This window comes from Bacillus sp. OTU530 (genome assembly GCF_038440375.1).
In genome coordinates, this window is sequence record NZ_JASATP010000003.1 from 205,146 (window position 1) to 220,721 (window position 15,576).

Here is a 15,576-nt window from a genome sequence, read left to right on the forward strand (position 1 = left end):
GTGAAGTAAACGGAGGAGAATAAAACCATTCAGGAGGAACTAAGCATGTCAGTAATTTCTATGAAACAATTGCTTGAAGCAGGTGTACATTTCGGACACCAAACACGTCGTTGGAACCCTAAAATGAAACGTTACATTTTCACTGAGCGTAACGGCATTTATATCATTGACCTTCAAAAAACAGTTAAAAAGGTTGAAGAAGCTTACAACGTAATGAAAGGAATCGCAGCAAACGGCGGTACAGTTCTTTTCGTTGGTACAAAAAAGCAAGCGCAAGATGCGATTAAAGAAGAAGCACTACGCGCAGGCATGTACTTCGTAAACCAACGCTGGTTGGGTGGTACATTAACAAACTTCCAAACAATTCAAAAGCGCGTAAAGCGTTTGAAAGACATCGAAAGAATGCAAGAAGATGGTACATTCGATGTACTTCCTAAAAAAGAAGTTGTTCAGCTTAAAAAAGAATTAGAGCGTCTTGAGAAATTCTTAGGCGGAATTAAAGATATGAAGGATCTTCCAGATGCAATTTTCATCGTAGATCCACGTAAAGAGCGCATCGCTGTTGCGGAAGCACGTAAGTTAAACATCCCGTTAATCGGTATTGTTGATACAAACTGTGATCCAGATGAAATTGACCATGTAATTCCTGCGAACGATGACGCAATTCGCGCTGTAAAACTTCTTACATCTAAAATGGCTGACGCTATCCTTGAAGCAAAGCAAGGAGAAGAAACAGTTACTGCGTAACAGATGGGAAAGGTGATAAGGGGGTAAGCCTTTTATCACCTTTTTTAAAGTAAGAAAATCATATGTCTAGGAAGAGTATATTTGCTCTTTCTGAGTTATATACATAACAGGAGGATGAAGAACATGGCAGTTACTGCACAAATGGTAAAAGAGCTTCGTGAAAAAACAGGCGCAGGCATGCTTGATTGCAAAAACGCGTTAACAGAAACAAACGGCGATATGGAAAAAGCGATCGATTTTCTTCGTGAAAAAGGAATCGCAAAAGCTGCGAAAAAAGCAGACCGCATTGCTGCTGAAGGTTTAACAGCGATCGAAACAAAAGGAAACGAAGCAGTAATTCTTGAAGTAAACTCTGAAACAGACTTCGTAGCAAAAAATGAAGGATTCCAAATGTTAACAAAAGAATTGGCAGCTCATTTATTAGCGAAAAAGCCTGCATCTGTTGAAGAAGCATTGGCTCAAACAATGGACAGCGGTGTAACAGTAGAGCATCATATCAACACAGCGGTTGCAAAAATCGGTGAGAAACTAACTCTTCGCCGCTTTGAAATCGTAACAAAAACAGATGCTGATGCATTTGGTGCATATCTTCATATGGGCGGCCGTATTGGCGTATTGTCTGTTCTTACAGGAACAAATGATGAGGCTCTTGCAAAAGACGTATCTATGCATATTGCTGCAGTAAATCCGAAATATGTAGATCGCAGTGCGGTAACAGAAGAAGAAATCGAGCGCGAGCGTCAAGTATTAACGCAACAAGCGTTAAACGAAGGCAAGCCTGAAAATATCGTTGCAAAAATGGTAGAAGGCCGCCTAGGCAAATTCTTTGAAGAGATCTGCTTAGTAGACCAAGCGTTTGTAAAAGACCCAGATACAAAGGTTGGAAAATATGTACAATCTAAAGGCGCTGCTGTAAAATCCTTCGTTCGCTATGCGGTAGGAGAAGGTATTGAAAAGCGTCAAGATAACTTCGCAGAAGAAGTAATGAACCAAGTAAGAGGCAACAACTAATAAAGATAAGGGGACACGTAGTGTTCCCTTTTTTAAAATAAACAAGTGCACTGCCGCCAGGCAATGGGCAGCGAGGGTGCAGATAAAGAGATCGGAGCAACGGAGGTTCATTATGAGTCAAGCTAAATATAAACGAGTTGTACTAAAACTAAGCGGAGAAGCTTTAGCAGGTAGTCATGGATTTGGAATTAATCCGACCGTTATTAAATCAATTGCGCAACAGGTGAAGGAAATTGCTGAACTTGACGTAGAAGTAGCAGTTGTTGTTGGCGGCGGGAACATTTGGCGCGGCAAAACGGGAAGCGAGATGGGAATGGATCGGGCTACAGCCGATTACATGGGGATGCTAGCCACTGTAATGAATTCCCTTGCACTGCAAGACAGTTTAGAGAATTTAGGTATTCAAACACGCGTGCAAACGTCAATTGAAATGAGACAGGTTGCGGAGCCTTATATTCGCAGAAAAGCAATCCGCCATTTAGAAAAGAAACGCGTTGTTATTTTTGCTGCTGGGACAGGAAATCCGTACTTCTCAACAGATACGACAGCAGCCTTACGTGCAGCTGAAATTGAAGCTGATGTGATCCTTATGGCTAAAAATAATGTGGATGGCGTATATAGTGCAGATCCGACAATTGATGAAACAGCGACGAAATATGATACGTTAACATACTTAGATGTCTTAAAAGAAGGATTAGGCGTAATGGATTCCACAGCTTCTTCCCTATGTATGGATAATGACATCGCGTTGATTGTGTTCTCGATCATGGAAGAAGGAAATATTAAACGTGCCGTTCTTGGCGAAAACATCGGAACAATTGTAAGGGGGAAATAAACCATGGCGCAGCAAGTATTAAAAAATACAAAAGAAAAAATGGAAAAAGCAATTTCCGCATATACACGTGAATTAGCTTCGATCCGTGCAGGACGCGCGAGCGCAGGTGTACTTGAGAAAATTACGGTGGATTATTACGGTGCCCCAACGCCTGTTATCCAGCTGGCAAATATTACTGTACCAGAACCGCGGATGCTTGTGATTCAGCCGTATGATAAGTCTTCCTTAAAAGACATTGAAAAGGCGATTCAAACATCTGATTTGGGATTAAATCCATCTAACGACGGTTCCATTATCCGCATTGTGTTTCCAGCGTTAACAGAAGAGCGCCGTCGCGACTTAGTGAAAACTGTGAAAAAGTATGCGGAAGAGGCAAAGATAGCTGTTCGTAATGTTCGCCGTGATGGAAACGATGAGCTGAAGAAGCTTGAGAAAAATGGTGAAATTACTGAAGATGAGCTGCGCGGTCATACAGAAACAGTTCAAAAAGAAACAGACAAGCACATTGCAAAAATTGATGATATTACAAAGGACAAAGAAAAAGAGATTATGGAAGTGTAATCCTCATTTTTGTCTATGCACGACCCTCTGCTTAAGGGGGTCTTTTTACACTTTTATGGAATACGTGTGCTCGTGGAGGTTTCAAACATGTTAAAGAGATTTTCCATTTGGAAAGATAAGACGGTTTCATCGTTTGAGGAGCTAATGGAGGAAGTACAGCAAGGGGAAATTCCGCAGCATATTGCCATCATTATGGATGGGAATGGCAGATGGGCAAGGAAAAGAGGTTTGCCGCGTATTGCCGGTCACCATGAGGGGATGAAAGTAGTGCGGAAAATTACAAAATGCGCTAGTCGACTTGGCGTGAAGGTATTAACACTTTATGCATTTTCAACAGAGAACTGGAAGCGCCCAAAGTTGGAAGTGGATTATTTAATGAAGCTTCCTCAGGAGTTTTTAGGTACCTTCTTGCCGGAGCTTGTAGAAGAAAACGTACAGGTTCGCTTAATGGGACAAAAAGAGGGACTTCCGGCTCATACGCTTGCGGCAATAGAGAAAGCTATGCAAGATACTGCAAATAACACAGGTTTAATCTTAAATTTTGCGTTAAACTATGGAAGCCGTGATGAAATGGTTTATGCGGTGAGGGATTTGGTTAGAGATAGTAACAGTGGAAAACTTAACGCAGATGACATCACCGAGGAAGTGATTTCCTCCTATTTAATGACGAGTAAGTTGCCGGATCCGGATTTGTTAATTCGTACGAGTGGCGAAATTCGTATCAGTAATTTTATGCTTTGGCAAATTGCTTATACGGAGTTGTGGTTTACAGATCGTTATTGGCCAGACTTTACGGAGTCCCACTTGCTTGAAGCCGTCATAAACTTTCAAAGGAGAGGTCGCAGGTTCGGTGGCGTATAAGAAAGTGAGGTCTTGTTTTTGAAACAACGATTGATTACAGGGTTTGTGGCATTGGCCTTATTTGTTCCATTCGTATGGTACGGAGGAAAGCCATTTTTATGGCTTGTGTATGGACTTGCCTTTGTCGGGCTGTATGAGCTAGTACGTATGAAGCAGTTGCCGCTTTTTTCTGTTCCAACCTTCCTAGCAGCCTTTTTGCTTGTGGTGGTTTTACTGCCAAGCACGGTAGCCAGCCATGAGGTTGTAGAAGTGCTGCATCTGACAAAAGCAGAAATAACGTTTTTGGTTGTCCTGCTTCTTTTATCATATACGGTTCTTTCCAAGAATACATTTACTTTTGATGATGCATCTTTTTTGCTGATGGCAACTCTTTATGTAGGTATGGGATTTTACTATTTAAACGAAACGAGAATGGACGGCTTGAAGTATATTCTATATACACTGTTCGTGATTTGGGCAACGGATACGGGGGCATATTTTATTGGCCGGGCCATTGGCAAACGGAAGCTGTGGCCGGAAATTAGTCCGAATAAAACGGTAGAGGGAGCGGTCGGCGGTGTTATTTGCGCTGTTATAGTGGCTCTTGTGTACAACCATTTTTCACCTGTCGCGGACAATATAGGAATGTTAGTTGCCGTAACAGCAGCTGTTTCTGTATTTGGGCAAATTGGCGATCTTGTAGAATCGGCATTTAAACGCCATTACGGAGTTAAGGATTCTGGTAACATCTTGCCGGGACACGGCGGGATTTTGGATCGTCTAGATAGCGTGCTGTTCGTATTGCCGCTGTTGCACTTTTTGCATTTTATTTCATAGAGCCTTGACCAAAGCATGGCGGCAGTCTCTATTATCTGCATGATATGTAAACTCGTTTCGTCAAACAAGGAGATGGAACAATGAAAAAAATTAGTGTGCTCGGAGCGAGTGGATCTGTTGGGGTACAGACACTTGACGTGATTCGGCTGCATCCGGAACATTTTCAATTGGTTGCTTTCTCGGTAGGAAGCAATATTGAGTTTGCGGTGCAAGCGGCTCGAGAATTTCTTCCGCAGCTCATATCGGTGCAAAAGGAAGAGGACGCAAAGCGACTGCGAGTGATGCTTGGCAACGTGAAAGTCGTTTGGGGAGAAGAGGGGCTGCTTGAGGTTGCTTTGCACACAGCTGCTGACGTTGTCGTGAATGCAGTAGTCGGGAGTGTAGGTTTAATGCCAACGCTTAGTGCAATTGAAGCAAGAAAGACAATTGCCATTGCCAATAAAGAAACACTTGTAACAGCAGGTCATCTCGTAATGGAGGCTGCCTGCAAGTATGGTGTTGATTTGCTCCCTGTAGATAGTGAGCATTCTGCGATTTTTCAATGCTTAAATGGTGAGAAGCGAGAGCAGATTTCTCGTCTTATTTTAACAGCCTCTGGTGGAAGTTTCCGAGACAAAACACGGGAGGAGCTTACACATGTTACAGTGGAGGATGCTTTGAAGCATCCAAATTGGTCGATGGGTTCGAAAATTACAATCGATTCTGCTACAATGATGAATAAGGGATTAGAGGTTATCGAAGCGCATTGGCTATTTAACATCCCTTATGATCAAATTGATGTGCTACTACATAAGGAAAGCATCGTACATTCACTTGTAGAGTTTGGGGATCGAAGCGTTATTGCGCAGCTAGGAACACCAGATATGCGTGTCCCGATTCAATATGCGCTTACGTATCCAACGCGTTTGCCGCTTCAAGCGACAAAGCAGCTGCAGCTATGGGAAATTGGAGCGCTCCATTTTCAGCAAATGGACTTTGGCAGATTCCGCTGCTTGCAGTTTGCTTACGAAGCAGGAAGAACGGGAGGCAGCTTGCCGGCTGTTATGAACGCAGCAAATGAAGCAGCTGTTGCTGCCTTTTTGCAAGGGAAGATCGGCTTTTTGACCATTGAAGAGCTAATAGAGAAAGCGATGCACCATCACAGTGTCATCTCTCATCCGAACTTAGATGAGATTCGGGAGATTGACTGGGCGACAAGACGATATGTGATGGAACAAATTTAGCAAAGGTGGGTATTGAGTTGAACACAGCGATTGCCTTTATTTTAGTTTTTGGAGCACTCGTCTTTTTCCACGAGTTAGGACATCTGTATTTTGCAAAGCGCGCTGGTATTCTTTGCCGAGAGTTTGCGATTGGTTTCGGTCCTAAAATTTTTTCATTTACCAAAAATGAAACAGTCTATACGATTCGCTTGCTTCCGCTTGGCGGCTACGTGCGCATGGCTGGGGAGGATCCGGAAACGATTGAACTAAAGCCTGGTGCAAAGGTCGGATTGTTATTGAATGAGAAGGAAGAAGTCATCAAGCTCGTATTAGACAATCGCGATAAGTACCCGAATGCTAGAGTAATCGAGGTAGAACGCGCGGATTTAGAGCATGCCCTTACGATTTCTGGGTACGAGGAGTACGAGGAAGAGCTGCAAACGTTCCGTGTTCACGAGAAGGCCTATTATGTATCTGGTGGAGAAGAAATTCAAATTGCCCCGTATAACCGGCAGTTTGGCTCCAAATCGTTGGGACAGCGAGCTCTTGCTATTTTTGCCGGTCCTGCGATGAACTTTGTGCTTGCGTTTTTACTGTTTGTCATTATCGGCCTTATGCAAGGAATCCCTGTTGATAAGCCGATTATCGGAGAACTTGTGCCAAATAGTGCTGGTGAAAAGGCAGGGCTGCACCAAGGAGACGTTATCAAATCGATTAATGGCACTGAAGTAGACACGTGGACAAACGTGACAACCATTATTAGGAAAAATCCTGGGAATGAAATGACGATGGAGCTGGAACGGAACAAGGAAAGAATTGTCCTAAAAGTGACCCCAACTGCTGAGAAGGAAGGAAAGCAGGAGGTTGGCCGCCTAGGGGTGTACGGCCCGGTTGAGAAATCGCTGCTTGGCTCCTTGAAGCTTGGAGCGGAACAAACGTATAAATGGACAAAACTGGTCTTTGTTTCACTCGTGCAGCTTGTAACTGGACAATTTAGTATTGATGCTTTGTCCGGTCCAGTTGGTATTTATAATCTAACAGGAAAGGTTGCGGAGTCAGGCTTTGTGAATTTACTTGGATTAACGGCTGCTTTGAGCATCAATCTTGGCTTATTTAATTTGCTGCCGGTTCCGGCACTCGATGGCGGACGTTTAATGTTTTTCTTAGTAGAGGCATTGCGTGGAAAGCCAATTGATCGTCAAAAGGAAGGTCTTGTCCATTTTATTGGCTTTGCGTTACTGATGCTGCTTATGCTTGTTGTAACATGGAATGATATAAAAAAACTTTTCTTATAAAAATGGAGAAATTACGTCTGACGCTGCTTGTTTAGCAGCGTCGGCATTATAATGGAGAGGTGTACATCAATGAGACAAAGTATGATGTTTAGTCCAACTTTGCGAGAAGTGCCATCTGATGCAGAAGTAAGAAGTCATCAGCTGCTTCTTCGCGCCGGCTTCATGCGCCAAAATGCATCCGGTATATACAGCTTTTTACCGCTTGGACTAAAAGTATTGCAAAAGGTTGAGGGTATTATTCGTGAGGAGATGGAAAATGCGGGGGCAATGGAGCTGTTGATGCCAGCACTTCAGCCAGCAGAGCTATGGCAGGAATCAGGGCGCTGGTATTCGTATGGTCCAGAGCTTATGCGTATGAACGATCGTCATTCGCGCGAGTTCGCGCTCGGAGCTACGCATGAGGAGGTAATTACAGCCCTTGTGCGCGACGAGGTAAAATCGTATAAAAAGCTTCCGCTGACGCTGTACCAAATCCAAACAAAATTCCGTGACGAAAAACGTCCGCGCTTTGGCTTATTGCGCGGCAGAGAGTTTTTAATGAAGGATGCCTATTCCTTCCATAGCTCGCGGGAAAGCTTGGATGAAGTGTATAATAAAATGTATGAAGCATATTCAAATGTGTTTCGCCGCTGCGGCTTAAACTTCCGCGCTGTTATCGCAGACGCTGGTGCGATAGGCGGAAAGGGTACACATGAGTTCATGATTTTGTCTGATATTGGTGAAGACACAATTGCGTATTCCGATACATCGGATTATGCGGCAAATGTTGAAATGGCAGAAGTTGTCGCAACTTATGAAAAAAGCAGTGAAGCAATGAAAGAGCTAGAGAAGGTAGCAACACCAAATCAAAAGTCAATCGATGAGGTGGCTGCATTCTTGCAAATGGAGGAGACATCTTGTATTAAGTCGATGGTCTTTCAGGTGGACGACAAGTTTGTACTCGTTCTTGTACGCGGCAACCATGAAGTAAACGACGTAAAGGTGAAAAATTTATATGGTGCTTCTGTTGTTGAACTGGCATCTCCTGAAGATGTACAGCGCCTCATGAATTGTACATTTGGTTCTCTTGGTCCAATCGGTGTATCCGATGAGCTTGAGATTATTGCAGATCATGCGGTAGCTGCAATTGTAAACGGAAGCTGCGGGGCCAATGAAGAGGGCTATCATTATGTGAATGTCAACCCGGGTCGTGATTTTACAGTAAGTCAGTACGCGGATTTACGCTTCATCGAGGAAGGAGATCCTTCTCCAGATGGACAAGGCACGATCAAGTTTGCTCTTGGTATTGAAGCAGGGCATATTTTCAAGCTTGGTACACGTTATAGTGAAGCGATGGACGCTACGTATCTAGATGAAAACGGAAAAACACAGCCGCTTATCATGGGTTGCTACGGCATTGGCGTTTCCCGCGTGGTGGCGGCCATTGCGGAGCAGTTTAACGATGAAAGCGGCTTGCTATGGCCATCTGCAGTCGCACCGTTCCATGTGCATGTGATTCCGGTAAATGTAAAAACAGATATTCAAAGAGAGAAAGCGGAGTATATCTATCAATCGTTAAAGAAACAAGGTATAGATACTTTGCTTGATGACCGTCCAGAGCGTGCTGGTGTGAAATTTGCTGATTCTGACCTGTTTGGAATTCCTGTACGCGTTACAGTAGGCAAAAAGGCAGAAGAGGGCATTGTTGAAGTGAAGGTGCGCGCGACAGGTGAATCTGAAGAAGTGCATATTGAAGGACTATACGAATATATCACAAATATTTTACAATAAGAGAAGAGGTACCTCATTGAGGTACCTTTCCTTGCTTATGATAAGGGAGGAGGAAGATGATGGCAGTGTTAACAACGGAGCAGCAGGAGCGCTTTCAAATTTTACTTGGGCAGCTGGGGTTTCCTGAAGCAATGCAAACGGAGTATTTTGCTGGCGGCGGTATTACAAAACTTGTCGTGGATAAACCAAACAAAGCTTGGTGCTTTCAATTTGCATTGCCGCGTCTGTTGCCCGCAAATATATATGAGCTGTTAGAAAATCAGCTCGTGCAAGCATTTTCACACATTGCCAATGTGTCGTTTACGCTGCAGACGGATGATGGACAATATACGGAGCATGACGTGCAATCGTATTGGCCGCTTTGTATGAATAAGCTGTCACTGTCACCGATGTTCCTATATTTAAAGGATCAGCTTCCGCATATAAGCGGCGTAAGACTCACTGTCACAGTGAAAAATGAGCTTGAGGAAGCGACTGTTAAGAAAAACTGGGCAAAACCGATTGGAGATCGTTACGAGTCATTTGGATTTCCGCGTTTTCAGCTGGATACAACTGTGCAGCAGAACCAGGAAGAAATGCAGCGCTTTATGGAGCAAAAAGAACAAGAAGACCGCGAAAAGGTGCAAAAGGCAATCGAAGATATGGCGAAGCGTGAGGATGAAGCGGGTGCTGGTGCGCCACCATCTGATGAACCTCTTGTAATCGGCTATCTCATTCGCGGGGATGAAGAGATTGTCTCCATTCGTGAGATTCAGGATGAAGAGAAACGAAAGACCATTCAAGGCTATGTCTTTGATGTAGAGACAAAGGAGCTTCGCAGCGGCCGGACATTATTAACGTTGAAAATTACCGATTATACAGATTCGCTAATAGTAAAAATGTTTTCACGCGATAAAGAAGATGTTCCGCTCGTACAAGCAATTAAAAAAGGAATGTGGCTAAAGGTACGCGGTTCTGTACAAAACGACACATTTGTTCGCGATCTTGTTATGATTGCAAACGATATTAATGAAGTAAAAGGTCCATCCAGGAAGGATACAGCGCCTGAAGAAGAGAAACGGGTTGAACTTCACCTGCATACACCGATGAGCCAAATGGACGCAGTCACACCGGTGTCTAAGCTAATTGCGCAGGCTGCAAAATGGGGGCACCCGGCTGTTGCCGTGACGGATCACGCAGTCGCGCAGTCGTTCCCAGAGGCATATGCGGCTGGAAAGAAAGCGGGCATTAAGGTGATATATGGTGTAGAGGTCAATCTTGTAAATGATGGCGTACCGATTGCGTATAACGAGGTGCATCGCTCTCTTGCTGATGAAACATATGTCGTCTTTGACGTAGAAACAACGGGTCTGTCCGCTGTATATGATACGATTATTGAACTGGCGGCAGTTAAAATCCGAGACGGTGAAATTGTAGATCGATTTGAGGCATTCGCCAATCCGCATCACCCTTTATCTGCTACTACGATTGAACTCACAGGCATTACGGATGATATGGTAAAAGATGCGCCGGATATTGATGTTGTTCTCCGAAACTTTGCAGGCTGGATTGCGAATGATACACTCGTTGCGCATAACGCGTCATTTGATATGGGCTTTATTAACGTTGGCTTTAAAAAATACGGATTGGCAAAGCCAACTAACCCTGTCATTGATACGCTTGAGCTAGCACGCTTTTTGCATCCAGAAATGAAAAACCATCGTCTCAACACACTATGTAAGAAGTTTGACATTGAACTAACGCAGCATCACCGTGCGATTTATGATGCGGAGGCAACAGGCTATTTGCTGACAAAAATGCTCAAAGAAGCGGTCGGACGCGGGATAGAATACCATGACCAGCTCAACGACAGTATGGGACAAGGTGATTCCTATAAAAGAGGCCGCCCGAGTCACGCAACCATTTTAGCCGTGTCAGATGAAGGATTGAAAAACCTGTATAAGCTTGTGTCATATGCGCATCTGCGATATTACTACCGCGTACCGCGTTTGCCGCGATCACTCTTGAAAAAGCATCGCGAAGGTCTTCTCATTGGTACAGCTTGTGACAAGGGAGAAGTATTTGAAGCGATGATGCAAAAGTCTTTTGAAGAAGCGGAAGAGGTCGCGCAATTTTACGATTATATCGAAGTAATGCCTCCTCAGGTGCTGACGCATTTAATTGAACTAGAATTAGTGCGGGATGAAGGCCAACTGCGCACCATTATTTCAAATCTTGTGAAGCTCGGAGAAACGCTTGAGAAGCCGGTTGTGGCAACCGGGAATGTTCACTACTTAAATCCAGAGGACAGCATATACCGCAAGATTCTCATCGGCTCACAGGGAGGCGCAAATCCGCTGAATCGCCATCAACTGCCGCCGGTATATTTCCGCACAACAAATGAAATGCTAGACGCCTTTTCTTTTTTAGGCGAAGAGAAAGCGAAGGAAATTGTTGTAACAAACACCCAAAAAGTCGCTTCGATGATTGGGGACGTAAAGCCGGTTAAGGATGACCTATATACCCCGCGCATTGAAGGAGCCGATGAAGAAACACGTGAAATGAGCTATGTGATGGCAAGAAGCATCTATGGTGAAACGCTTCCGGAAATCGTAGAAGCACGCCTTGAAAAGGAACTAAAGAGTATTATCGGTCACGGTTTTGCGGTGATTTACTTAATTTCCCATAAGCTCGTGAAAAAATCGCTTGATGATGGTTATCTTGTAGGTTCGCGTGGCTCGGTTGGTTCCTCGCTTGTTGCGACCATGATGGAGATTACAGAGGTTAATCCGTTGCCGCCGCATTATGTTTGTCCAAATTGCAAGCACTCGCATTTCTTTAATGATGGTTCGGTCGGTTCCGGTTTTGATTTGCCAGATGCCGATTGTCCGCAGTGTGGTACAAGATATAAAAAGGATGGGCATGATATTCCATTTGAAACATTTCTTGGTTTTAAAGGAGATAAGGTACCGGATATCGATCTCAACTTCAGCGGCGAGTATCAGCCGCGCGCCCATAACTATACGAAGATACTCTTTGGTGAGGATAATGTGTACCGTGCTGGAACGATTGGTACTGTTGCTGACAAAACGGCTTTTGGTTATGTAAAAGGCTATGCATCTGATCGTAACCTAACCATTCGTGGCGCTGAGGTAGAGCGTCTTGCGACAGGATGCACGGGTGTAAAGCGGACAACAGGTCAGCATCCAGGCGGCATTATCGTTGTGCCGGATTACATGGATGTATTTGACTTTACGCCGATTCAATTTCCGGCAGACGATACGTCAGCTGAGTGGCGAACGACACATTTTGATTTCCATTCCATCCACGATAATCTGTTAAAGCTCGATATACTCGGACACGATGATCCGACTGTTATCCGTATGCTACAGGATTTAAGCGGCATTGATCCAAAAACAATTCCAACGGACGACCCAGAGGTCATGAAGATTTTTTCAGGGACGGAGTCAATTGGCGTTACCGAGGAACAAATCAACTGTAAAACAGGCACACTTGGAATTCCGGAATTCGGAACAAAATTCGTTCGTCAAATGCTAGAGGAAACGAAACCGACAACCTTCTCCGAGCTTGTCCAAATCTCGGGACTGTCGCACGGGACAGATGTATGGCTCGGCAACGCCAATGAGCTCATTTATAGCGGAACGTGTACGCTAAGCGAGGTAATCGGTTGTCGTGATGATATTATGGTGTATTTGATTTATCAAGGATTAGAGCCATCGCTTGCATTTAAAATTATGGAATCCGTACGTAAGGGGAAAGGGGTTCCGACGGAATGGGAAGAGGAAATGCGCAAAAATAATGTACCAGCGTGGTATATTGATTCATGCAAAAAGATAAAATACATGTTTCCTAAAGCCCATGCCGCTGCTTATGTATTAATGGCGGTACGCATTGCCTATTTCAAGGTGCATTTCCCGCTTATGTACTATGCAGCATATTTTACAGTGCGAGCGGATGATTTTGATGTGGAGTCAATGGTAAGAGGCTCAGCTGCGATTCGTGCGAAAATTGAAGAGATTGTCCAAAAGGGATTGGATGCATCCCCGAAGGAGAAGAGCTTACTCACTGTGCTCGAGATGGCACTTGAAATGTGTGAGCGTGAGTATTCTTTCCAAAAGGTGGATTTATACCGCTCTAGCGCAACTGATTTCATTATTGACGGGAATTCTCTTATCCTGCCGTTCAATGCAGTTGCCGGTCTTGGTACGAATGCGGCGCTGAATATTGTAAAGGCGAGGCAGGAGGGAGAATTCTTATCAAAGGAGGATTTACAGCAGCGCAGTAAAATTTCGAAAACAATCCTTGAGTATTTAGACAGTCTAGGCTGCTTAGAGGCGTTGCCGGATCAAAACCAGCTGTCATTATTTTAAAAGCTAGGAAGGTATAACTTTTAGAGGATGATGTCTAGCTTTGATAACCTGCTTCAGCATTTGGAATAGTTTTCGGCAAAAAAGGAAAAAATATCTTCTATGCCAAAGGATATGCGGAAAGCTTTTACGAATCGGCTTCGTCTGAACCGTACAGCTTTCTTAGAGAGAAAGTCTTTGCAAAATATAGCAATATATGTTACAGTAAAAAATGAATTATTCATGTCGTGTATATTGTATGTAGAAGAGTGGGGCAACCCACTCTTTCGTATTACTATCTACTTCTTTCAGGCCCTAAAGCTGCTGATTTATATACATATTTTTCTACACGTTTTACTGCTTGAATTTGGCAATACTAAGACAGATATTCCCTGCTTTTAGCAGGGGCTTTTGTTATCCTACGCTCATTTATTTTTAGGAGCAGGGCTAACTCATGCTAAGAAACGGATTAGTTTGGTCGTATACGTAGTGTACTAGGACCGTTTTGTGTTGTATAAGCACTTTGAAAGGAGGCTGTTTTGTGAGCAATGAAGTAACAGAAGTTGTAGAGCAGCTAGCAAGACCGATTGTCGAGGACATGGATTTAGAACTTGTTGACGTCGAGTATGTAAAAGAGGGCAAAGATTGGTTTTTGCGCGTCTTTATCGACTCTGAAACAGGAGTGGATATTGAGGATTGCGGTACGGTAAGCGAGCGTTTAAGCGAAGTGTTGGATAAAAAGGACCCAATCCCTCATTTATATTTCTTAGATGTGTCGTCTCCTGGTGCGGAACGACCATTAAAGAAGGAACAAGATTTTGTAAAAGCAGTCGGGAAGCAAGTAGCGATTCAAACGAATGAACCAATTAATGGTGAATCTGTGTTTGAAGGAAAGTTGCTGGCATACGACGGTACGATATTGACTGTTTTAATCACGATTAAAACGCGCAAAAAGGAAATTCAAATTTCAATGGAGAATGTTGCAAGTGCGCGCCTTGCAGTGATGTTTTAGTAAGAAGGGGGACCATCATGAGCACTGAATTAATTGATGCTTTGCTCGTCTTAGAAAAAGAAAAGGGCATCAGCAAAGAAGTTATTATTGAAGCGATTGAAGCTGCATTAATTTCAGCTTACAAACGCAACTTCAATCAAGCACAAAACGTACGCGTCAGCTTTAATCCTACAACGGGAACGATTAAAGTGCTGGCTCGAAAAGATGTAGTGGACAGTGTGTTTGACCCTCGTCTTGAGATTTCAGTAGAAAAGGCGCGGGAATATAATCCAAACTTCCAAGTAGGCGATATTGTAGAACTTGAAGTAACGCCAAAGGATTTTGGACGCATTGCTGCACAAACAGCGAAACAGGTAGTAACGCAGCGTGTTCGTGAAGCAGAGCGCGGTGTGATTTATTCTGAATTTATTGATCGCGAAGAAGATATTATGGTTGGAATTGTGCAGCGTCAGGATGCGCGTTTCATTTATGTGAGCTTGGGTAAGGTAGAGGCGCTGCTGCCAGTAGGCGAGCAAATGCCAAATGAGCATTATAAGCCGCATGATCGTATCCGCGTGTATATTACAAAGGTAGAGAAAACAACGAAGGGTCCACAAATCTTTGTATCCCGCACACATCCAGGACTGCTGAAGCGCTTGTTTGAGCTGGAAGTTCCAGAAATTTATGACGGAACAGTTGAGATTCGCTCTGTTGCGAGGGAGGCGGGAGACCGTTCGAAGATTTCGGTGCACTCCGACAACGCGGATGTAGATCCAGTTGGTTCCTGCGTTGGTCCAAAAGGACAACGTGTGCAGCAAATCGTCAACGAATTAAAAGGTGAAAAAATCGATATCGTTCGTTGGTCCAATGACCCAGTAGAGTACGTAGCAAATGCATTAAGTCCTTCACAGGTCGTGGAAGTTCGTGTGAACGAGGAGGAAAAAGCAACGACGGTTATCGTGCCGGATCATCAGTTATCCCTTGCGATTGGCAAGCGTGGACAAAACGCACGTTTGGCTGCTAAACTCACAGGTTGGAAGATTGATATTAAAAGCGAATCTGAAGCGGAAAAAGCGGGTATTCTTAGTCAAGCAGCCAGCGCTGACACATTCGACAATGGGGAATATGAAATCGAATAAGA

At 43.9% G+C, this 15,576-nt stretch carries 12 protein-coding genes; all 12 read left to right on the plus strand.

From position 1 onward, the window contains the following. Nucleotides 1-45 precede the first annotated feature (45 nt). The 12 genes from rpsB to nusA all read left to right on the plus strand — a co-directional run bounded on the left by rpsB (nucleotide 46) and on the right by nusA (nucleotide 15,574). Entirely contained in the window at nucleotides 46-747 is a 702-nt protein-coding gene (gene rpsB / locus AAHB12_RS03540; protein WP_342044311.1) for a 30S ribosomal protein S2, read from the plus strand. A gap of 123 nt (nucleotides 748-870) precedes the next feature. After that, nucleotides 871-1,758: a translation elongation factor Ts gene (gene tsf, locus AAHB12_RS03545; protein WP_342044312.1), complete on the plus strand. Its 888-nt coding sequence runs from the start codon at nucleotides 871-873 to the stop codon at nucleotides 1,756-1,758. 112 nt (nucleotides 1,759-1,870) lie between these two features. Then, nucleotides 1,871-2,593 carry a UMP kinase gene (pyrH, locus tag AAHB12_RS03550; protein ID WP_129726777.1) on the plus strand — a complete coding sequence of 241 codons (723 nt, stop codon included), beginning with the start codon at nucleotides 1,871-1,873 and terminating at the stop codon, nucleotides 2,591-2,593. Nucleotides 2,594-2,596: 3 nt separating this feature from the next. After that, entirely contained in the window at nucleotides 2,597-3,154 is a 558-nt protein-coding gene (frr, locus tag AAHB12_RS03555; RefSeq protein ID WP_342044313.1) for a ribosome recycling factor, read from the plus strand. Nucleotides 3,155-3,241: 87 nt separating this feature from the next. Beyond that, nucleotides 3,242-4,015, plus strand: a complete 774-nt coding sequence (locus AAHB12_RS03560) for an isoprenyl transferase (protein ID WP_129726775.1) — start codon at nucleotides 3,242-3,244, stop codon at nucleotides 4,013-4,015. Nucleotides 4,016-4,033: 18 nt separating this feature from the next. Beyond that, complete coding sequence (locus tag AAHB12_RS03565) at nucleotides 4,034-4,831, plus strand: phosphatidate cytidylyltransferase (protein ID WP_342044314.1); 798 nt, start codon at nucleotides 4,034-4,036, stop codon at nucleotides 4,829-4,831. A gap of 80 nt (nucleotides 4,832-4,911) precedes the next feature. Continuing rightward, the gene (gene dxr / locus AAHB12_RS03570) at nucleotides 4,912-6,054 is read left to right on the plus strand and encodes a 1-deoxy-D-xylulose-5-phosphate reductoisomerase (protein WP_129726773.1); all 1,143 of its coding nucleotides are present in this window, start codon (nucleotides 4,912-4,914) and stop codon (nucleotides 6,052-6,054) included. A gap of 17 nt (nucleotides 6,055-6,071) precedes the next feature. Beyond that, nucleotides 6,072-7,328, plus strand: a complete 1,257-nt coding sequence (gene rseP, locus AAHB12_RS03575) for an RIP metalloprotease RseP (protein WP_129726772.1) — start codon at nucleotides 6,072-6,074, stop codon at nucleotides 7,326-7,328. A 69-nt stretch (nucleotides 7,329-7,397) separates the two neighbouring features. Further along, a complete protein-coding gene (locus AAHB12_RS03580; protein WP_342044315.1) occupies nucleotides 7,398-9,098 on the plus strand; it encodes a proline--tRNA ligase in 1,701 nt (566 codons plus the stop codon). A 56-nt stretch (nucleotides 9,099-9,154) separates the two neighbouring features. Continuing rightward, nucleotides 9,155-13,468, plus strand: coding sequence for a PolC-type DNA polymerase III (locus AAHB12_RS03585; protein ID WP_446715510.1), 4,314 nt, complete (start codon nucleotides 9,155-9,157; stop codon nucleotides 13,466-13,468). 517 nt (nucleotides 13,469-13,985) lie between these two features. After that, on the plus strand, nucleotides 13,986-14,456 hold the full coding sequence (rimP, locus tag AAHB12_RS03590) for a ribosome maturation factor RimP (RefSeq protein WP_129726769.1): 471 nt from the start codon (nucleotides 13,986-13,988) through the stop codon (nucleotides 14,454-14,456). Nucleotides 14,457-14,473: 17 nt separating this feature from the next. Further along, nucleotides 14,474-15,574, plus strand: coding sequence for a transcription termination factor NusA (gene nusA, locus AAHB12_RS03595; RefSeq protein WP_129726768.1), 1,101 nt, complete (start codon nucleotides 14,474-14,476; stop codon nucleotides 15,572-15,574). Nucleotides 15,575-15,576 lie beyond the last annotated feature (2 nt).